The 18,893-nt window shown below is 54.4% G+C and carries 31 protein-coding genes; all 31 read left to right on the top strand.

Annotated elements, in window-relative coordinates; translation table 11 throughout:
- Positions 1-7: 7 nt before the first annotated feature.
- The 31 genes from fusA to C4J87_RS22880 all read left to right on the top strand — a co-directional run bounded on the left by fusA (position 8) and on the right by C4J87_RS22880 (position 18,883).
- Positions 8-2,113 carry an elongation factor G gene (gene fusA / locus C4J87_RS23030; RefSeq protein WP_124368530.1) on the top strand — a complete coding sequence of 702 codons (2,106 nt, stop codon included), beginning with the start codon at positions 8-10 and terminating at the stop codon, positions 2,111-2,113.
- 30 nt (positions 2,114-2,143) lie between these two features.
- Positions 2,144-3,337: an elongation factor Tu gene (gene tuf / locus C4J87_RS23025; RefSeq protein ID WP_003176426.1), complete on the top strand. Its 1,194-nt coding sequence runs from the start codon at positions 2,144-2,146 to the stop codon at positions 3,335-3,337.
- A 159-nt stretch (positions 3,338-3,496) separates the two neighbouring features.
- Complete coding sequence (gene rpsJ / locus C4J87_RS23020; RefSeq protein WP_003186070.1) at positions 3,497-3,808, top strand: 30S ribosomal protein S10; 312 nt, start codon at positions 3,497-3,499, stop codon at positions 3,806-3,808.
- Between the two features lie 81 nt (positions 3,809-3,889).
- Positions 3,890-4,525 carry a 50S ribosomal protein L3 gene (gene rplC, locus C4J87_RS23015; RefSeq protein ID WP_003176425.1) on the top strand — a complete coding sequence of 212 codons (636 nt, stop codon included), beginning with the start codon at positions 3,890-3,892 and terminating at the stop codon, positions 4,523-4,525.
- Between the two features lie 12 nt (positions 4,526-4,537).
- Entirely contained in the window at positions 4,538-5,140 is a 603-nt protein-coding gene (gene rplD / locus C4J87_RS23010; protein WP_057014518.1) for a 50S ribosomal protein L4, read from the top strand.
- The gene (rplW, locus tag C4J87_RS23005) at positions 5,137-5,436 is read left to right on the top strand and encodes a 50S ribosomal protein L23 (protein WP_002555488.1); all 300 of its coding nucleotides are present in this window, start codon (positions 5,137-5,139) and stop codon (positions 5,434-5,436) included. The genes rplD and rplW overlap by 4 nt, the downstream gene beginning before the upstream one ends.
- Before the next feature lie 14 nt (positions 5,437-5,450).
- A complete protein-coding gene (gene rplB / locus C4J87_RS23000; RefSeq protein WP_003176423.1) occupies positions 5,451-6,275 on the top strand; it encodes a 50S ribosomal protein L2 in 825 nt (274 codons plus the stop codon).
- A 16-nt stretch (positions 6,276-6,291) separates the two neighbouring features.
- Positions 6,292-6,567: a 30S ribosomal protein S19 gene (rpsS, locus tag C4J87_RS22995; protein WP_002555486.1), complete on the top strand. Its 276-nt coding sequence runs from the start codon at positions 6,292-6,294 to the stop codon at positions 6,565-6,567.
- A gap of 11 nt (positions 6,568-6,578) precedes the next feature.
- Positions 6,579-6,911, top strand: coding sequence for a 50S ribosomal protein L22 (gene rplV / locus C4J87_RS22990; RefSeq protein WP_003103908.1), 333 nt, complete (start codon positions 6,579-6,581; stop codon positions 6,909-6,911).
- Positions 6,912-6,924: 13 nt separating this feature from the next.
- The gene (rpsC, locus tag C4J87_RS22985) at positions 6,925-7,611 is read left to right on the top strand and encodes a 30S ribosomal protein S3 (protein WP_003176422.1); all 687 of its coding nucleotides are present in this window, start codon (positions 6,925-6,927) and stop codon (positions 7,609-7,611) included.
- Between the two features lie 12 nt (positions 7,612-7,623).
- Positions 7,624-8,037: a 50S ribosomal protein L16 gene (gene rplP / locus C4J87_RS22980; protein WP_003232424.1), complete on the top strand. Its 414-nt coding sequence runs from the start codon at positions 7,624-7,626 to the stop codon at positions 8,035-8,037.
- Positions 8,037-8,228: a 50S ribosomal protein L29 gene (gene rpmC / locus C4J87_RS22975; RefSeq protein WP_002555481.1), complete on the top strand. Its 192-nt coding sequence runs from the start codon at positions 8,037-8,039 to the stop codon at positions 8,226-8,228. Before rplP ends, rpmC begins: the two co-directional genes overlap by 1 nt.
- Positions 8,229-8,230: 2 nt before the next feature.
- Positions 8,231-8,497, top strand: coding sequence for a 30S ribosomal protein S17 (rpsQ, locus tag C4J87_RS22970; RefSeq protein ID WP_003176419.1), 267 nt, complete (start codon positions 8,231-8,233; stop codon positions 8,495-8,497).
- A 23-nt stretch (positions 8,498-8,520) separates the two neighbouring features.
- Positions 8,521-8,889: a 50S ribosomal protein L14 gene (gene rplN / locus C4J87_RS22965; protein WP_002555479.1), complete on the top strand. Its 369-nt coding sequence runs from the start codon at positions 8,521-8,523 to the stop codon at positions 8,887-8,889.
- Positions 8,890-8,900: 11 nt separating this feature from the next.
- Complete coding sequence (gene rplX, locus C4J87_RS22960) at positions 8,901-9,215, top strand: 50S ribosomal protein L24 (protein WP_003176416.1); 315 nt, start codon at positions 8,901-8,903, stop codon at positions 9,213-9,215.
- A 20-nt stretch (positions 9,216-9,235) separates the two neighbouring features.
- Positions 9,236-9,775 carry a 50S ribosomal protein L5 gene (rplE, locus tag C4J87_RS22955; RefSeq protein WP_003176415.1) on the top strand — a complete coding sequence of 180 codons (540 nt, stop codon included), beginning with the start codon at positions 9,236-9,238 and terminating at the stop codon, positions 9,773-9,775.
- Between the two features lie 13 nt (positions 9,776-9,788).
- Positions 9,789-10,094, top strand: a complete 306-nt coding sequence (rpsN, locus tag C4J87_RS22950) for a 30S ribosomal protein S14 (protein ID WP_003176414.1) — start codon at positions 9,789-9,791, stop codon at positions 10,092-10,094.
- Positions 10,095-10,303: 209 nt separating this feature from the next.
- Positions 10,304-10,696 (top strand): 30S ribosomal protein S8, encoded by a 393-nt coding sequence (gene rpsH / locus C4J87_RS22945; RefSeq protein ID WP_003176413.1) that lies wholly within the window; start codon positions 10,304-10,306, stop codon positions 10,694-10,696.
- Positions 10,697-10,708: 12 nt separating this feature from the next.
- Positions 10,709-11,242, top strand: a complete 534-nt coding sequence (rplF, locus tag C4J87_RS22940) for a 50S ribosomal protein L6 (RefSeq protein ID WP_003176412.1) — start codon at positions 10,709-10,711, stop codon at positions 11,240-11,242.
- A gap of 10 nt (positions 11,243-11,252) precedes the next feature.
- Positions 11,253-11,603: a 50S ribosomal protein L18 gene (gene rplR / locus C4J87_RS22935; RefSeq protein ID WP_017135964.1), complete on the top strand. Its 351-nt coding sequence runs from the start codon at positions 11,253-11,255 to the stop codon at positions 11,601-11,603.
- Between the two features lie 3 nt (positions 11,604-11,606).
- Positions 11,607-12,107 carry a 30S ribosomal protein S5 gene (rpsE, locus tag C4J87_RS22930; RefSeq protein ID WP_003176409.1) on the top strand — a complete coding sequence of 167 codons (501 nt, stop codon included), beginning with the start codon at positions 11,607-11,609 and terminating at the stop codon, positions 12,105-12,107.
- A 2-nt stretch (positions 12,108-12,109) separates the two neighbouring features.
- The gene (gene rpmD / locus C4J87_RS22925) at positions 12,110-12,286 is read left to right on the top strand and encodes a 50S ribosomal protein L30 (RefSeq protein ID WP_003176408.1); all 177 of its coding nucleotides are present in this window, start codon (positions 12,110-12,112) and stop codon (positions 12,284-12,286) included.
- A gap of 3 nt (positions 12,287-12,289) precedes the next feature.
- Entirely contained in the window at positions 12,290-12,727 is a 438-nt protein-coding gene (rplO, locus tag C4J87_RS22920) for a 50S ribosomal protein L15 (RefSeq protein ID WP_003176407.1), read from the top strand.
- Entirely contained in the window at positions 12,728-14,056 is a 1,329-nt protein-coding gene (secY, locus tag C4J87_RS22915) for a preprotein translocase subunit SecY (RefSeq protein ID WP_003194637.1), read from the top strand.
- A gap of 28 nt (positions 14,057-14,084) precedes the next feature.
- Positions 14,085-14,201, top strand: a complete 117-nt coding sequence (rpmJ, locus tag C4J87_RS22910; RefSeq protein WP_002555468.1) for a 50S ribosomal protein L36 — start codon at positions 14,085-14,087, stop codon at positions 14,199-14,201.
- A 129-nt stretch (positions 14,202-14,330) separates the two neighbouring features.
- Entirely contained in the window at positions 14,331-14,687 is a 357-nt protein-coding gene (gene rpsM, locus C4J87_RS22905) for a 30S ribosomal protein S13 (protein ID WP_003210063.1), read from the top strand.
- A 30-nt stretch (positions 14,688-14,717) separates the two neighbouring features.
- Positions 14,718-15,107, top strand: a complete 390-nt coding sequence (rpsK, locus tag C4J87_RS22900) for a 30S ribosomal protein S11 (RefSeq protein ID WP_002555466.1) — start codon at positions 14,718-14,720, stop codon at positions 15,105-15,107.
- An 18-nt stretch (positions 15,108-15,125) separates the two neighbouring features.
- Positions 15,126-15,746 (top strand): 30S ribosomal protein S4, encoded by a 621-nt coding sequence (gene rpsD / locus C4J87_RS22895; RefSeq protein WP_003176404.1) that lies wholly within the window; start codon positions 15,126-15,128, stop codon positions 15,744-15,746.
- Positions 15,747-15,768: 22 nt separating this feature from the next.
- Complete coding sequence (rpoA, locus tag C4J87_RS22890) at positions 15,769-16,770, top strand: DNA-directed RNA polymerase subunit alpha (RefSeq protein ID WP_003176403.1); 1,002 nt, start codon at positions 15,769-15,771, stop codon at positions 16,768-16,770.
- Between the two features lie 41 nt (positions 16,771-16,811).
- Positions 16,812-17,198 (top strand): 50S ribosomal protein L17, encoded by a 387-nt coding sequence (gene rplQ, locus C4J87_RS22885; protein WP_007918448.1) that lies wholly within the window; start codon positions 16,812-16,814, stop codon positions 17,196-17,198.
- A gap of 236 nt (positions 17,199-17,434) precedes the next feature.
- On the top strand, positions 17,435-18,883 hold the full coding sequence (locus C4J87_RS22880; protein ID WP_124368529.1) for a catalase: 1,449 nt from the start codon (positions 17,435-17,437) through the stop codon (positions 18,881-18,883).
- The last annotated feature ends 10 nt before the right edge of the window (positions 18,884-18,893 follow it).

Here is an 18,893-nt window from a genome sequence, read left to right as displayed (position 1 = left end):
GGGCTTTATGGCTCGTACTACTCCGATTAGCCGCTACCGTAATATCGGTATCGTCGCTCACGTGGATGCTGGTAAAACCACCACCACCGAGCGCGTACTGTTTTACACCGGCAAAAGTCACAAGATGGGCGAGGTGCATGACGGCGCCGCGACCACAGACTGGATGGTTCAGGAGCAGGAGCGTGGTATTACCATTACTTCTGCTGCTATTACCGCCTTCTGGAAAGGTTCCGAGAAGCAGTACAAAGACGAGCACCGCTTCAACGTAATCGATACCCCGGGTCACGTAGACTTCACCATTGAAGTTGAACGTTCCCTGCGCGTACTCGACGGCGCTGTCGTTGTGTTCTGCGGTACCTCGGGTGTTGAGCCACAGTCGGAAACCGTATGGCGTCAAGCCAACAAATACGGCGTTCCACGTCTTGTTTACGTAAACAAGATGGACCGTGCTGGTGCCAACTTCCTGCGCGTGATCGGTCAGATCAAGCAGCGTCTGGGTCACACTCCTGTGCCGATCCAGTTGGCTATCGGTTCCGAAGATAATTTCCAAGGCCAGATCGATCTGCTGACCATGGAAGCTGTCTACTGGAACGATGCCGACAAAGGTATGGTTCCTGTTCGCAAGCCTATCCCTGCTGAACTGCAGGAACTGGCTGACGAATGGCGCAACAACATGGTTGAAGCTGCGGCCGAAGCCAACGAAGAGCTGATGAACAAGTACCTCGAAGGTGAAGAACTCACCAACGCGGAAATCAAGGCTGCTCTGCGTCAGCGTACTATCGCTGGTGAGATCGTCCTGGCTGTTTGTGGCTCCTCGTTCAAGAACAAGGGCGTTCCCCTGGTTCTCGATGCTGTGATCGACTACCTGCCGGCACCGGTTGATATTCCTGCCATCAAGGGTACCGACCCGGATGACGAGACTATCGAGCTGGAGCGTCATGCAGACGACGCAGAACCGTTTTCCGCTCTGGCATTTAAAATTGCCACTGACCCATTCGTGGGTACCTTGACCTTCGTCCGCGTTTACTCGGGCGTGTTGAACTCCGGCGACGGCGTAATCAACTCGGTTAAAGGCAAGAAAGAGCGCGTGGGTCGTATGGTGCAAATGCACGCAAACGCCCGCGAAGAGATCAAGGAAGTACGCGCTGGTGACATCGCGGCCTTGATCGGCATGAAGGATGTCACCACTGGTGAAACCTTGTGCAACGCTGACAAGCCAATCATCCTGGTTCGCATGGACTTCCCGGAGCCGGTTATTTCGGTTGCCGTTGAGCCTAAGACCAAGGATGACCAGGAAAAAATGGGTATCGCTCTGGGCAAGCTTGCTCAGGAAGATCCATCTTTCCGCGTCAAAACTGATGAAGAGACTGGTCAAACGATCATCTCGGGCATGGGCGAGCTTCACCTGGACATCCTGGTTGACCGGATGCGCCGTGAGTTCAACGTCGAAGCCAACATCGGTAAGCCTCAGGTTTCCTATCGTGAGCGCATCACGAAAAGCTGTGAAATCGAAGGCAAGTTCGTTCGTCAGTCCGGCGGTCGTGGTCAGTTCGGTCACTGCTGGATCCGTTTTGCTCCTGCTGACGAAGGTCAGGAAGGTCTGCAATTCGTGAACGAAGTAGTAGGTGGTGTTGTTCCTAAGGAATACATCCCTGCTATCCAGAAGGGTATCGAAGAGCAGATGAAGAACGGTGTTGTTGCCGGCTATCCGCTGATCGGCCTGAAAGCAACCGTTTTTGACGGTTCTTACCACGACGTCGACTCCAACGAGATGGCGTTTAAGGTGGCTGCCTCCATGGCAACCAAGCAGCTGGCCCAAAAGGGCGGTGGTGAGTTGCTTGAGCCAATCATGGCGGTAGAAGTTGTTACACCTGAAGACTATATGGGTGATGTCATGGGCGACCTTAACCGTCGTCGCGGCATGATCTTGGGTATGGAAGACACGGTTTCCGGCAAAGTGATTCGCGCCGAGGTTCCGTTGGGTGAGATGTTCGGTTATGCGACCGACGTTCGCTCCATGTCTCAGGGTCGCGCAAGCTACTCTATGGAATTCAAAAAATACAACACAGCTCCGGCGCACATCGCTGAAACTGTATCCAAAAAACAAGGCTGATTCAGTCCTTTAGGCAAGGAGTTAATTGTCGTGGCTAAAGAAAAATTTGATCGTTCCCTACCGCACGTCAACGTTGGCACTATCGGTCACGTTGACCACGGTAAAACCACTCTGACTGCTGCTCTGACTCGCGTTTGCTCCGAAGTATTCGGTTCCGCAATCGTTGATTTCGATAAAATCGACAGCGCACCAGAAGAAAAAGCTCGTGGTATCACCATCAACACCGCGCACGTTGAATACAACTCGCTGATCCGTCACTACGCTCACGTTGACTGCCCAGGTCACGCTGACTATGTGAAGAACATGATCACCGGTGCTGCCCAGATGGACGGCGCAATCCTGGTTTGCTCGGCCGCTGATGGTCCGATGCCACAAACCCGTGAGCACATCCTGCTGTCCCGTCAGGTTGGCGTTCCGTACATCGTGGTTTACCTGAACAAGGCTGACCTGGTAGACGACGCTGAGCTGCTGGAACTGGTTGAGATGGAAGTGCGCGACCTGCTGAGCACTTACGACTTCCCAGGTGACGACACTCCGATCATCATCGGTTCTGCTCGTATGGCTCTGGAAGGCAAAGACGACAACGAAATGGGCACCACGTCCGTTCGTAAACTGGTTGAAACTCTGGACAGCTACATCCCAGATCCAGTCCGTGTTATCGACAAGCCGTTCCTGATGCCAATCGAAGACGTATTCTCGATCTCCGGTCGCGGTACTGTTGTAACTGGTCGTATCGAGCGCGGTATCGTCAAGGTTCAAGATCCACTGGAAATCGTTGGTCTGCGTGACACTACCGTCACCACCTGCACCGGTGTTGAAATGTTCCGTAAACTGCTCGACGAAGGTCGTGCTGGCGAGAACTGCGGCGTTCTGCTGCGTGGTACCAAGCGTGACGACGTTGAGCGTGGCCAGGTTCTGGTCAAGCCAGGTTCGGTTAAGCCGCACACCAAGTTCGAAGCTGAAGTGTACGTGCTGAGCAAAGAAGAAGGCGGCCGTCACACTCCGTTCTTCAAAGGCTACCGTCCACAGTTCTACTTCCGTACTACTGACGTGACTGGTAACTGCGAACTGCCGGAAGGCGTAGAAATGGTAATGCCAGGCGACAACATCAAAATGGTTGTCACCCTGATCAAAACCATCGCTATGGAAGACGGTCTGCGTTTCGCAATCCGTGAAGGCGGCCGTACCGTTGGTGCTGGCGTTGTAGCTAAAATCATCGAGTAATTATCTCTTCTGAGATAGTTCTGATGTTTTGAAAAGGCCCCCGCTCAGCGGGGGCCTTTTTTATTGGGTTGACACCTATCAGGGCCGTCTATAGAATTGCGCCTCCTTTTAACGGGCGTATTGCGCTCGCTGGGAATAGCAGCCGGAGTCTGAAATCCAATGCAAAATCAGCAAATCCGTATCAGGTTGAAGGCTTTTGACCATCGCCTGATCGACCAATCCACCCAGGAAATCGTGGAAACCGCGAAACGTACTGGTGCTCAAGTGCGTGGTCCAATTCCACTGCCTACCCGTAAAGAGCGGTTCACCGTTCTGGTCTCCCCGCACGTCAACAAAGACGCGCGTGACCAGTACGAGATCCGCACTCATAAGCGCGTACTGGACATCGTCCAGCCAACGGATAAAACCGTTGACGCACTTATGAAGCTTGATCTGGCGGCCGGTGTGGAAGTACAGATCAGCCTCGGCTAAGACTTGAGTCTTAGTCGTGTAACGCTCTGAAATGGGCGGCCATAGCGGGTGAAAGCCCCGTACACTCATGAGGTTTACAACATGACTATTGGTGTAGTCGGTCGTAAATGCGGTATGACCCGTATTTTCACCGAAGAAGGTGTCTCCATTCCGGTCACGGTCATTGAGATCGAGCCGAATCGCGTCACCCAGTTCAAAACTGAAGAAACCGATGGCTATCGTGCAGTGCAAGTCACTGTCGGCGAGCGTCGTGCTTCGCGCGTGACTGCTGCTCAAGCAGGTCACTTCGCTAAAGCAAACGTTGCAGCTGGTCGCACCGTCATGGAGTTCCGTCTTGAAGACGGCGACTACAAGGCTGGCGATCTGATCAACGCTGAAATCTTCGCCGCTGGTCAACTGGTTGATGTAACCGGTCAGTCCAAGGGTAAAGGCTTCCAGGGTACGATCAAGCGTTGGAATTTTCGTGGCCAAGACAACACTCACGGTAACTCCGTTTCCCACCGCGTCCCGGGCTCTATTGGCCAGTGCCAGACTCCTGGTCGTGTATTCAAGGGCAAAAAAATGTCCGGTCATATGGGCGCTGAGCGCGTGACCGTGCAGTCCCTCGAAGTAGTGCGCGTCGACGCTGAACGCAATCTGTTGTTGGTCAAGGGTGCTGTTCCTGGCGCTACTGGCGGCAACCTGGTTGTACGTCCAGCGGCCAAGGCTCGCGGTTAAGGGGAAGCTGACATGCAATTAAATGTAAATGACGCTCAAGCGATCGAAGTTTCCGAACTGACATTTGGCGGCGAATTCAACGAGACGCTGGTTCACCAAGCAGTCGTGGCCTACATGGCCGGCGGCCGTCAAGGTAGCAAGCAGCAAAAGACCCGTTCCGACGTACGTGGTGGCGGTAAGCGCCCTTGGCGTCAGAAAGGCACTGGCCGTGCTCGTGCCGGTACTATCCGTAGCCCAATCTGGCGTGGCGGCGGTACCACTTTCGCAGCTCGTCCACAGGATCATTCTCAGAAGCTCAACAAGAAGATGTACCGCGCAGCACTGCGCTCCATCCTTGCTGAACTCGTGCGTACTGATCGTCTGGTCGTGGTTCAGGACTTCGCTGTTGAAAGTCCAAAAACCAAAGAACTGCTGGGCAAACTGACCAACATGAGCCTGACCGACGTTTTGATCGTGTCTGAAGCTGTTGATCAGAACCTGTACCTGGCTGCTCGCAACCTGCCACACGTTGATGTACGTGACGTGCAAGGTTCCGATCCAGTTAGTCTGATCGCATACGACAAGGTGTTGATCACCGTGTCGGCCGTGAAGAAATTCGAGGAGCTGCTGGGATGAACCAGGAACGCGTATTTAAAGTTCTGCTTGGCCCGCACGTTTCCGAAAAGGCTACGGTTCTGGCTGACAAGAAAGGCCAGTTCGTTTTCAAGGTTGCAACTGACGCAACCAAGCTGGAAATCAAGAAGGCCGTCGAAAGCCTGTTCAGCGTGAAAGTAGAGCGTGTTACTACCCTGAATGTTCTGGGTAAGAGCAAGCGCACTGCTCGCGGTCTGGGCAAGCGTAATGACTGGAAGAAGGCGGTTATCTCCCTTCAACCAGGCCAAGATCTCGATTTCAGCAGCAGTGCTGAGTAAGGAAGGGGTGCATCATGGCAATCGTTAAATGCAAACCGACTTCCCCTGGCCGCCGTTTTGTGGTCAAGGTGGTCAACCAGGAGCTGCATAAAGGCGCTCCTCACGCACCGCTGCTCGAGAAGAAATCGAAGACTGGTGGTCGTAACAACAATGGTCGTATTACCACTCGTCACATCGGTGGTGGCCATAAGCAGCATTATCGTCTGGTCGATTTCCGTCGCAACGACAAAGATGGCATCTCCGCCACTGTCGAGCGTATTGAATACGATCCAAACCGTACTGCTCACATCGCTCTGCTGCTGTACGCAGATGGCGAGCGTCGCTACATCATCGCCCCTAAAGGCGTGAGTGCTGGTGACCAGCTGATCGCAGGTGCCTTGGCACCGATCAAGCCGGGCAACGCTCTGCAACTGCGCAACATTCCAGTTGGTAGCACCGTACACGGCATCGAATTGAAGCCAGGTAAAGGCGCGCAAATCGCTCGTTCCGCTGGTGCTTCGGCTCAGCTGATCGCTCGTGAAGGTGTCTACGTGACCCTGCGTCTGCGTTCTGGTGAGATGCGTAAAGTACTGGCTGAATGCCGTGCGACCCTGGGCGAAGTCTCGAACTCCGAGCACAGCCTGCGTTCGCTGGGTAAAGCTGGTGCCAAACGCTGGCGTGGCGTTCGCCCAACCGTTCGTGGTGTTGCCATGAACCCGGTTGACCACCCACACGGTGGTGGTGAAGGTCGTACCTCTGGTGGTCGTCATCCGGTATCGCCATGGGGCTTCCCGACTAAGGGCGCGAAGACTCGTGGTAATAAGCGTACCGACAAAATGATCGTCCGTCGTCGCAAGTAAATAGAGGGATACGACAGTGCCACGTTCTCTGAAAAAAGGTCCTTTTATTGATCTTCACCTACTGAAGAAGATCGAAGTGGCGGCGGAAAAGAACGATCGCAAACCAGTTAAAACCTGGTCGCGTCGTTCGATGATCCTGCCACAAATGGTCGGTTTGACCATCGCAGTACACAACGGTCGTCAACACGTCCCAGTTCTCGTTAACGAAGACATGGTCGGCCACAAACTGGGCGAGTTTGCCGGTACCCGCACTTATCGTGGGCACGTGGCAGACAAGAAAGCCAAGCGTTAAGGGGTTAGGAAATGGAAGTAGCCGCTAAGTTGTCGGGCGCTCGAATCTCCGCCCAGAAAGCCCGCTTGGTCGCCGACCAGATCCGCGGGAAGAAGGTGGGCGAAGCGCTCAACCTGTTGGCTTTCAGCAGTAAGAAAGCCGCCGAGATCATGAAGAAAGTGCTGGAGTCGGCCGTAGCCAACGCCGAGCATAACGAAGGCGCAGACGTTGATGACCTGAAGGTCAGCACCGTTTTCGTCAACGAAGGGCGTTCGCTGAAGCGCATCATGCCACGTGCCAAAGGCCGTGCTGATCGCATCGTCAAGCGGTCTTGCCATATCACTGTCAAGGTTGCTGACAAGTAACGGAGTCGAAGAGATGGGTCAGAAAGTACATCCCATTGGCATTCGCCTGGGAATCGTCAAGGAACACACCTCCGTCTGGTATGCAGACGGCCGGACTTATGCGGACTATTTGTTCGCTGATCTGAAGGTGCGTGAGTATCTCCAAGACAAACTAAAAAGCGCGTCCGTAAGCCGTATCGATATCCATCGCCCGGCGCAAACCGCACGTATCACCATCCACACCGCTCGTCCAGGTATCGTTATCGGGAAGAAAGGTGAAGATGTTGAGAAACTGCGTCAGGACCTGACCAAGCAAATGGGTGTGCCTGTGCACATCAATATCGAAGAGATCCGCAAGCCGGAGCTCGACGGTATGCTGGTTGCGCAGAGCGTAGCTCAGCAGCTGGAGCGTCGTGTCATGTTCCGTCGCGCTATGAAGCGCGCTGTACAGAACGCCATGCGCATTGGTGCCAAAGGCATCAAAATCCAAGTGAGCGGTCGTCTCGGCGGTGCTGAAATCGCACGTACTGAATGGTATCGCGAAGGTCGTGTGCCATTGCACACCCTGCGTGCCGACATCGACTATGCCAACTACGAAGCTCACACCACTTACGGTGTGATCGGTGTAAAGGTTTGGATCTTCAAAGGCGAAGTAATTGGTGGTCGCCAAGAAGAACTGAAACCACAAGCACCAGCGCCTCGTAAAAAAGCTGCTAAGTAAGGGGTACGCCAAATGTTGCAACCAAAGCGTACGAAGTTCCGCAAGCAGATGACAGGCCACAACCGTGGTCTGGCTCAGCGCGGTAGCAAAGTCAGCTTCGGCGAGTTCGCGCTGAAGTCTGTAGCTCGTGGTCGTCTCACCGCTCGTCAGATCGAGTCAGCGCGTCGTGCTCTGACCCGTCACGTAAAACGTGGCGGCAAGATCTGGATCCGTGTATTCCCGGACAAGCCGATCTCCAAAAAACCTCTCGAGGTTCGGATGGGTAAAGGTAAGGGTAACGTGGAATACTGGGTAGCCCAGATTCAGCCAGGCAAAGTCCTGTATGAAATCGAGGGTGTAACTGAAGAGCTGGCGCGTGAGGCTTTTGCCCTGGCTGCTGCAAAGCTGCCGCTCGCCACCGCCTTTGTTAAACGGACGGTGATGTGATGAAAGCGAATGAACTTCGTGAAAAATCCGCACAGCAGCTGAACGAGCAACTGCTCGGCCTGCTGCGCGACCAGTTCAATCTGCGTATGCAGAAAGCAACTGGCCAGTTGGGGCAGTCTCATCTGCTCTCGCAAGTTAAGCGTGACATCGCTCGCGTGAAGACTGTGCTCAACCAGCAGGCAGGTAAGTGATCATGGCTGAAGCCGAAAAGACTGTCCGTACGCTGACTGGCCGTGTTGTCAGCGACAAGATGGACAAAACCATCACCGTTTTGATCGAGCGTCGCGTTAAGCACCCGATCTACGGTAAATATGTTAAGCGTTCGACTAAGCTGCACGCGCACGACGAAACCAATCAGTGCCACATCGGCGACAAAGTCACTATTCGTGAAACTCGTCCGCTGGCCAAGACCAAGTCTTGGGCATTGGTTGATGTTCTCGAACGCGCTGTGGAAGTCTAAGGACTAGGGGTCGGAGAAATTATATGATTCAGACTCAATCCATGCTCGATGTGGCCGATAACAGCGGCGCTCGCCGCGTTATGTGCATCAAGGTGCTGGGTGGCTCCCATCGTCGTTACGCTGGTATCGGTGACATCATCAAGGTTACCGTCAAGGAAGCAATTCCTCGCGGTAAAGTGAAAAAAGGCCAAGTGATGACTGCTGTTGTAGTCCGCACTCGTCACGGCGTACGTCGTGCTGATGGCTCCATTATCCGCTTTGATGGCAACGCTGCTGTTCTTCTGAACAACAAGCAAGAGCCTATCGGCACCCGTATCTTTGGGCCAGTGACCCGTGAACTTCGTACTGAGAAGTTCATGAAGATCGTCTCGCTCGCCCCAGAAGTGCTGTAAGGAGATCCGACATGCAAAAGATTCGTCGTGACGACGAGATCATCGTGATCGCCGGCAAAGACAAAGGTAAGCGCGGTAAGGTGCTTAAGGTTCTCGCTAATAACCGTCTGGTTATCGGCGGTCTGAACCTGGTCAAGCGTCATACCAAGCCTAACCCGATGTCGGGCGTGCAGGGCGGTATCGTCGAAAAAGAAGCTCCGCTGGACGCTTCTAACGTCGCCATTTTCAACGGCGAAACCAACAAGGCTGACCGCGTTGGTTTCAAAGTAGAAGATGGCAAGAAAATTCGTGTCTTCAAGTCGACCCAAAAAGCGGTTGATGCTTGAACACTGCTAGGTAGAAGACCATGGCACGACTAAAAGAGATTTACTGGAAAGAAATCGCACCGAAACTTAAGGAAGAACTTAAGCTTTCGAACGTGATGGAAGTTCCACGCGTTACCAAAATCACCCTGAACATGGGTTTGGGCGAAGCGGTCGGTGACAAAAAAGTCATCGAGCACGCTGTTGCTGACCTGGAAAAGATCACCGGTCAAAAAGTCGTTGTGACTTACGCTCGGAAATCCATCGCTGGCTTTAAAGTCCGCGAAGGCTGGCCGATTGGCGTCAAAGTGACTCTGCGCCGTGAGCGTATGTACGAATTCCTGGATCGTCTGCTGTCGATCTCCCTGCCTCGGGTTCGCGACTTCCGCGGCCTGAATGCCAAGTCCTTCGATGGTCGTGGTAACTACAGCATGGGCGTGAAAGAGCAGATCATCTTCCCGGAAATCGACTACGACAAGATCGATGCTCTCCGCGGTCTGGACATCACCCTGACCACCACTGCCAAGAACGATGATGAAGGTCGCGCCCTGTTGCGTGCTTTCAAATTCCCGTTCCGCAACTGATTGGAGTAGGACCATGGCCAAGATGAGCATGAAAAACCGCGAGCTGAAACGTCAGCTCACGGTTGCCAAGTACGCCAAGAAGCGTGCAGCACTGAAAGCAATCATCGTTGATCTGAACGCAAGTCCAGAAGCGCGTTGGGAAGCTACAGTTGCTCTGCAGAAGCAGCCACGTGACGCAAGCGCCTCGCGCATGCGTAACCGCTGCCGCCTGACCGGTCGTCCACACGGCGTTTACCGCAAGTTCGGCCTCGGCCGTAACAAACTGCGTGAAGCGGCAATGCGTGGTGACGTACCAGGTCTGGTTAAAGCCAGCTGGTAAGTACTTTCAGCGTCAAGGTGGTTGGTATCGCAAGATACTGACCGCCGGTGACCTTGAATCTGGAACAAGCCCCTTTTGGGGCTTGTTTCATTTCCGGACTGTGTCTAAAATACGCGGCTCGCCTGAGCCCGTGTTTTTTACGCTCGGAGATTCTCGGCGACATATGTAGCCGCAAGGCTAATTTTTTGTGTATTAGGAGCGTCTAGCCCATGAGTATGCAGGACCCGTTAGCGGACATGCTAACTCGTATCCGTAATGCCCAGATGGCTGAAAAGTCCGTCGTAAGCATGCCATCTTCCAAGTTGAAGGTAGCTGTTGCCAAAGTCCTGAAAGACGAAGGTTACATTGCGGGTTATCAGATCAGCAGCGAAATCAAGCCGTTGCTGTCCATCGAGCTGAAGTACTTCGAAGGCCGTTCGGTCATCGAGGAAGTGAAGCGCGTTAGCCGTCCAGGCCTGCGTCAGTACAAGTCCGCTGAAGATCTGCCGAAAGTTCGTGGCGGTCTGGGCGTGTCTATCGTCTCCACCAACAAAGGTGTGATGACGGATCGTGCTGCGCGCGCTGCCGGTGTCGGCGGCGAAGTTCTTTGCACTGTGTTCTAAGGGGGGATAAGCATGTCTCGCGTCGCTAAGAACCCCGTTAAGCTGCCAGCCGGTGTCGAAGTCAAATTCGCAGGCCAACAGCTTTCGGTGAAGGGTGCCAAGGGCACTCTTGAACTGAACATCCATTCGTCCGTTGAGATCGTTGAAGAAGCTGGTGAGCTGCGTTTCGCTGCTCGCAATGGCGATCAACAAACTCGCGCAATGGCCGGTACCACGCGTGCGTTGGTAAACAATATGGTCCAAGGCGTAAGCCAAGGCTTCGAGCGTAAGCTCCAGCTGGTCGGTGTTGGTTACAAAGCGCAAGCAAAAGGCACGGTTCTGAACCTTGCCCTTGGCTTCTCGCACCCAGTGGATTACGAACTGCCGGAAGGCATCACCGCTGAGACCCCTAGCCAAACCGATATCCTGATCAAGGGCATCGATAAGCAGCTGGTAGGTCAGGTGGCCGCTGAGATCCGCGACTTCCGTCCACCAGAGCCGTACAAAGGCAAAGGTGTGCGCTACGCGGACGAAGTCGTCCGTCGTAAAGAAGCCAAGAAGAAGTAGGGCATAGCAAATGACCGACAAAAAAGTTACTCGACTGCGTCGCGCTCGCAAAGCACGCCTGAAAATGCACGAACTCGAAGTCGTGCGTCTCTGCGTGTACCGCTCGTCGCAGCATATCTACGCCCAGGTCATCTCGGCCGACGGCAACAAAGTCCTGGCAAGCGCCTCGACTTTGGATAAAGAACTGCGTGATGGTGCCACCGGCAACATCGACGCGGCCACAAAGGTTGGCCAGCTGGTCGCTACACGTGCTAAGGCCGTGGGCGTCTCGCAAGTGGCTTTCGACCGCTCTGGCTTCAAGTACCACGGCCGCGTTAAAGCGCTGGCTGATGCTGCTCGTGAAGCTGGGCTGGAGTTCTAAGTTATGTCAAATAACGACCAAAAGCGCGACGAAGGCTACATTGAGAAGCTGGTTCAAGTTAACCGCGTAGCCAAAACCGTTAAAGGCGGCCGTATCTTCACTTTCACCGCGTTGACCGTGGTTGGTGATGGTAAAGGGCGTGTTGGCTTCGGCCGTGGCAAGTCACGTGAAGTGCCTGCCGCGATCCAGAAGGCAATGGAAGCTGCTCGTCGCAACATGATCCAAGTTGATCTGAACGGCACCACTCTGCAGTACGCAATGAAGTCCGCCCATGGCGCTTCGAAGGTGTACATGCAGCCTGCTTCTGAAGGTACCGGTATCATCGCTGGCGGCGCTATGCGTGCTGTCCTCGAAGTTGCTGGCGTTCAGAACGTTCTGGCCAAGTGCTACGGCTCGACTAACCCGGTAAACGTGGTTCACGCCACTTTCAAGGGTTTGAAAGCTATGCAATCTCCTGAGTCCATTGCTGCCAAGCGCGGCTTGACTGTCAAGGAGATCTTCTGATCATGGCTACCGTTAAAGTAACGCTGATCAAAAGCATGACCGGCCGCATCCCTAACCACAAATTGTGCGTTAAAGGTCTGGGTCTGCGTCGCATCGGTCACACTGTAGAAGTCCAGGATACTCCCGAGAATCGCGGGATGATCAACAAGGCTTACTACATGCTGCGTGTAGAGGGTTAATCGATGAAACTCAATGATCTGAGTCCAGCGCCGGGTTCCCGTCGCGAAAAGCATCGTCCGGGCCGTGGTATCGGTAGCGGTTTGGGTAAGACTGGTGGCCGTGGCCACAAAGGTCAAACCTCCCGCTCCGGTGGCACCATTGCTCCAGGCTTTGAAGGCGGTCAACAGCCGCTGCATCGTCGCCTGCCTAAGTTCGGTTTCGTATCCCTGAAAGCCATGGACCGCGCAGAAGTGCGTCTGTCCGAGCTGGCTAAAGTGGAAGGCGACATCGTTACTGTGCAGACCCTGAAAGATGCCAACGTGATCAACGTCAACGTACAGCGTGTGAAAATCATGCTGTCCGGTGAAGTGACTCGCGCTGTCACTATCGGCAAGGGAATCGGCGCCACCAAAGGTGCGCGTTCGGCTATCGAAGCAGCTGGCGGCAAGTTCGAGGAATAAATGGCTAAGCAAGGTGCTCTCTCAGCGCTCGGCAAAGGCGGTATGTCTGAACTTTGGGCTCGTCTGCGTTTTCTGTTCCTGGCGATTATCGTCTACCGAATAGGCGCACACATCCCGGTTCCAGGTATCAACCCGGACCGACTCGCAGACCTGTTTCGACAGAATGAGGGGACCATTCTTAGCTTGTTCAACATGTTTTCCGGCGGCGCGCTGGAACGGATGAGCATCTTTGCACTGGGGATCATGCCGTACATTTCGGCATCGATCATCATGCAACTGATGACCGCCGTCAGCCCGCAGTTGGAGCAGTTGAAGAAGGAAGGTGAAGCTGGCCGTCGCAAGATTAGCCAGTACACCCGCTACGGCACTGTCGTCCTCGCCCTGGTTCAAGCTATCGGCATGTCCGTTGGCCTGGCTGGGCAGGGCGTTGCGTTCACTGGTGACTTTGGCTTCCATTTCGTCGCGGTATCCACTTTTGTGGCTGGTGCGATGTTCATGATGTGGCTGGGTGAGCAGATTACTGAGCGTGGTGTTGGCAACGGTATCTCGATGTTGATTTTCGCAGGTATCGTCGCCGGTCTTCCGAGAGCAATCGGGCAGTCTTTCGAGTCTGCGCGTCAGGGTGATATCAATATCTTCGCCTTGGTTGCCATCGGTTTGCTGGCAGTAGCGATTATCGGTTTTGTGGTGTTCATTGAGCGTGGCCAGCGTCGTATTGCTGTTCACTACGCCAAGCGTCAGCAGGGCCGTAAGGTCTTTGCTGCGCAGACTAGCCACTTGCCGCTGAAGGTGAATATGGCCGGCGTTATTCCGGCAATTTTCGCGAGCAGCATCTTGCTGTTTCCGGCTTCGTTGGGTACCTGGTTTGGTCAGTCCGAAAATATGGGCTGGCTGCAGGACCTCTCTCAGTCGATCGCTCCTGGTCAGCCGTTGAATATTCTGCTGTTTAGTGCAGGGATTATTTTCTTCTGCTTCTTCTATACGGCGTTGATGTTCAATCCGAAAGACGTAGCGGAAAACCTGAAGAAGTCCGGTGCCTTTATTCCGGGTATTCGTCCAGGTGAGCAGTCTGCGCGCTACATTGATGGCGTTCTGACTCGTTTGACCCTGTTCGGTGCTCTATATATGACGGCCGTGTGTCTGCTTCCCCAGTTCCTGGTGGTTGCAGCAAACGTTCCGTTCTACCTTGGCGGGACCTCGTTGCTGATCGTGGTCGTGGTTGTGATGGACTTCATGTCCCAAGTACAATCGCACCTCGTTTCGCACCAGTACGAATCCCTGATGAAGAAAGCCAACCTGAAGGGCTACGGCAGCGGCATGTTGCGCTGAGTACCCCATAAGGTTCGAGGAGTTGGTGATGAAAGTTCGTGCATCGGTGAAAAAGCTGTGCCGTAACTGCAAAATTATTCGCCGCGAAGGTGTTGTTCGAGTAATTTGCAGCGCGGAACCGCGTCACAAACAGCGCCAAGGCTGAGTGTGATCCGCTTGAAGCCCGGCAGCTAGTGCGCTGCCGGGTTGATTATTTGTTATTACAGCGATATTATCTCGCGCCCTATTTCTTGGCTTCCGGGGCGTAGGTAGCTGTCAATTGGAGTCCCACTGAATGGCCCGTATTGCAGGCGTTAACATTCCAGATAACAAGCACACTGTTATCTCGCTGACCTACATCTATGGTGTTGGTCGCACTACTGCGCAGAAGATTTGCGCAGATACTGGGGTAAACCCAGCCGCAAAGATCAAAGATCTGAGCGACGAGCAGATTGAGCTGTTGCGTGGCGAAGTGGCGAAGTTCACCACTGAAGGTGACCTGCGTCGCGAAATCAACATGAAAATCAAGCGTTTGATGGACCTCGGTTGCTACCGTGGTCTGCGTCATCGTCGTGGTCTTCCAGTACGCGGTCAGCGTACCAAGACTAACGCGCGTACCCGTAAAGGTCCGCGTAAGCCGATCCGCAAGTAATCGCCCACGCGAATCGACAGGAAAATTATCATGGCAAAACCTGCTGCTCGTCCTCGTAAAAAAGTTAAAAAGACAGTGGTTGATGGCATCGCCCACATCCATGCATCTTTTAACAACACAATCGTGACCATCACCGACCGTCAAGGTAACGCGCTTTCTTGGGCTACCTCCGGTGGTTCGGGTTTCCGCGGTTCCCGCAAGTCCACCCCGTTCGCTGCTCAAGTAGCTGCTGAACGTGCTGGCCAAGCTGCGCTGGAATACGGCCTGAAAAACCTCGACGTTAACGTCAAAGGTCCAGGTCCAGGTCGTGAGTCTGCTGTCCGTGCTTTGAACGGCTGTGGCTATAAGATCGCCAGCATCACCGACGTGACGCCAATCCCGCACAACGGGTGCCGTCCGCCGAAGAAGCGCCGCGTGTAATCCAGGAGATTGTAAAGAATGGCTCGTTACATTGGTCCAAAATGCAAACTCGCTCGTCGCGAAGGCACCGATCTCTTCTTGAAGAGCGGCGTGCGCGCGATCGAATCGAAGTGCAACATTGAAGCAGCACCTGGTATCCACGGCCAACGCCGCGGTCGCCAGTCCGATTACGGCACCCAACTGCGTGAAAAGCAGAAGGTCCGTCGTATTTACGGCGTTCTCGAGCGTCAGTTCAGCGGCTACTACAAAGAAGCTGCTGGCAAAAAAGGTGCAACCGGTGAAAACCTGCTGCAACTGCTCGAATGCCGTCTGGACAACGTTGTATACCGTATGGGCTTTGGTTCGACTCGTGCCGAATCCCGTCAGCTGGTATCGCACAAGTCGATCAGCGTTAACGGTCAGACCGTAAACGTTCCGTCCTACCAGGTTCGTGCTGGTGACGTGGTCGCAGTTCGCGAGAAAGCAAAAAACCAACTTCGCATTGTCCAAGCTCTCGATCTGTGTGCCCAACGTGGCCGCGTAGAATGGGTAGAAGTAGACACTGAGAAGAAGTCGGGCGTTTTCAAGAACGTTCCTGCTCGCAGTGATCTGTCCGCCGACATCAACGAAAGCCTGATTGTCGAGCTCTACTCCAAGTAAGGGCTAGAAAATAGGTGCATCCATGCAGATTTCGGTAAATGAGTTCCTGACACCCCGCCACATTGATGTGCAGGTTGTCAGTCCAACCCGCGCTAAAATTACGCTCGAGCCTCTCGAGCGTGGTTTTGGCCACACCCTGGGCAACGCGCTGCGCCGCATCCTGTTGTCCTCAATGCCCGGCTGTGCAGTAGTCGAGGCCGAGATTGACGGTGTGCTCCACGAGTACAGCGCCATCGAAGGTGTACAGGAAGACGTAATTGAAATCCTGTTGAACCTTAAAGGTCTGGCTATCAAGCTGCACGGCCGTGACGAAGTTACGCTGACCTTGTCGAAGAAGGGTTCGGGGGTGGTTACCGCTGCCGATATTCAGCTGGATCATGATGTCGAGATCGTTAACCCCGATCACGTAATCGCTAACCTGGCGTCTAACGGCGCCCTGAACATGAAGCTCACCGTAGCTCGTGGTCGTGGTTATGAACCGGCCGACTCGCGTCAGAGCGATGAAGACGAAAGCCGCAGCATTGGTCGCTTGCAGCTTGACTCTTCGTTCAGTCCGGTTCGCCGTATCGCATACGTGGTGGAAAACGCCCGTGTCGAGCAGCGTACTAACCTGGACAAGCTGGTTATTGATCTGGAAACCAACGGTACCCTGGATCCTGAAGAGGCTATCCGCCGCGCTGCAACCATTCTGCAACAGCAGTTGGCTGCGTTCGTCGACCTCAAAGGTGACAGCGAACCAGTGGTAATCGAGCAGGAAGACGAGATCGATCCGATCCTGCTTCGCCCGGTTGACGATCTGGAACTGACTGTACGTTCGGCTAACTGCCTTAAGGCGGAAAACATTTACTACATCGGTGATCTGATTCAGCGTACCGAAGTAGAACTGTTGAAGACTCCGAACCTGGGCAAGAAATCCTTGACTGAAATCAAGGACGTTCTGGCCTCCCGCGGTCTGTCCCTCGGCATGCGCCTCGACAACTGGCCGCCTGCAAGTCTTAAGAAGGACGACAAGGCGACTGCCTGATCGTCGTAATCACCGAACGTGAGTTTGGTAAGGAATGAACCATGCGTCATCGTAAAAGTGGTCGTCACCTGAGCCGTACCAGCTCGCACCGCAAGGCCATGTTCCAAAACATGGCGGTGTCGCTGTTCGAGCACGAGCTGATCAAAACTACACTGCCGAAAGCTAAAGAACTGCGTCGCGTTGCTGAGCCGCTGATCACTTTGGCCAAGACAGACAGCCTGGCTAACCGCCGTCTGGCTTTCGACCGTACTCGTTCGAAAGCTATCGTTGGTAAGCTCTTCAACGACCTGGGCAAGCGTTACGCTACCCGTGAGGGTGGCTACCTGCGCATCCTCAAGTGCGGTTTCCGCACTGGCGACAACGCGCCTATGGCGTACGTCGAGTTGGTTGATCGTGCTACTGCCGGCGAAGCTGTAAGCGCCGAGTAAGACGAGTCTGTAACGAAGAACCGGGCCTAGCGCCCGGTTTTTTGTGCGCGTAACAAAAGCGCGATATGTACAAGTTTCCCTATGGAGCAAGGGGCACTATGCGTATTGCCTTGGTTGGTAGTAATTTTCTATTGAAGTCCGCAATTTAATAAATTTGTGGGTGTCATGCCGTTGATCAATACTCCCTCCAAGCCGATTAGCCGGCAGTTTCAATTCCGACCTGAGGAAGATTGCGCATGAGCCAGAATAAAATCCTTACCACCGCAAGCGGAGCTCCCGTTGCGGATAATCAGAATTCCCGTTCCGCCGGCCCCCGTGGCCCACTGCTGCTCGACGACTTTCACCTGATCGAGAAGCTCGCTCACTTCAATCGTGAAAATATTCCGGAGCGCCGTGTACACGCCAAAGGTTCGGGCGCCTACGGTACGTTCACCGTTACCCAAGACATTACTCAATACACCAGCGCCAAGCTGTTCGAGTCAGTAGGTAAGCAAACGCCGACCTTCCTGCGGTTCTCCACTGTGGGTGGCGAGCGCGGTTCGGCTGACACTGAACGCGACCCACGCGGTTTCGCCTTGAAGTTCTACACCGAGGAAGGCAACTGGGACATCGTTGGCAACAACACGCCTGTGTTCTTCATCCGCGACCCGCTGAAATTCCCCGATTTCATCCATACCCAAAAGCGCTTGCCGCAAAGCAACCTGAAAAGCGCGCAGATGATGTGGGATTTCTGGTCGCACTCCCCAGAGGCGCTGCACCAGGTCACCATCTTGTTTTCGGACCGTGGCATCCCGGACGGCTACCGCCACATGCACGGCTTCGGCAGTCACACCTACAGCCTGATTAACGCCAAGGGCGAGCGCCACTGGGTGAAGTGGCACTACAAGACCAAGCAAGGCATCAAGAACCTGGCACCGGCTGAAGCTGCGCGCCTGGCGGGCACCGATCCAGACTACGCCCAGCGCGATCTGCTCGGCGCAATCGAGCGCGGTGACTTCCCGAAATGGCGCGTCTGCATCCAAGTCATGACCGAGGCCCAGGCCAATGCTCATTACGAAAACCCATTTGATGTAACCAAGACCTGGTCGCAGAAGGAGTTCCCCCTGATCGAGGTGGGTGAGCTGGAACTCAACCGCAACCCGCAGAACTATTTCGCTGAAGTGGAACAAGCCGCGTTCGGCCCAAGCAATATGGTTCCGGGCGTTGGCCTGTCGCCAGACCGTATGCTGCAAGGCCGCGTCTTTGCCTACGCAGATGCTCATCGGTACCGCGTTGGCACCAATCACCAGCAGCTGCCGGTGAACGCCCCACGTAACCCCGTCAATAGCTATCAGCGTGACGGTTCGATGGCCTTTGGCAGCAACGGTGGCGCAGCGCCCAACTACGAGCCAAACAGCTACGCTGATGCGCCAAAGCAGGCGCCACACTACGCGGAGCCTGCACTGGCCTTGAGCGGTGCAGCAGATCGTTACGATCATCGCGAAGATACCGATTACTACAGCCACGCCGGCGCGCTGTTCCGCTTGATGAGCGACGAGCAGAAAGCGCTGCTTACCAGCAACATCGCCGGTGCGATGGGCGGCGTTTCAAGTGATGTGGTCCAGCGCCAGCTGCAGCATTTCTATAAGGCGGACCCCGCTTATGGAGAAGCAATCGCAAAGGCACTGGGTGTATCGCTTAACTGACTCTAAACGA

Origin of the sequence: Pseudomonas sp. R1-43-08, from assembly GCF_003852255.1 — a bacterium.
Lineage (GTDB): Bacteria > Pseudomonadota > Gammaproteobacteria > Pseudomonadales > Pseudomonadaceae > Aquipseudomonas.
Note: the sequence above shows the minus strand (reverse complement) of the source record. Positions and strands in the feature narration are given on the sequence as shown.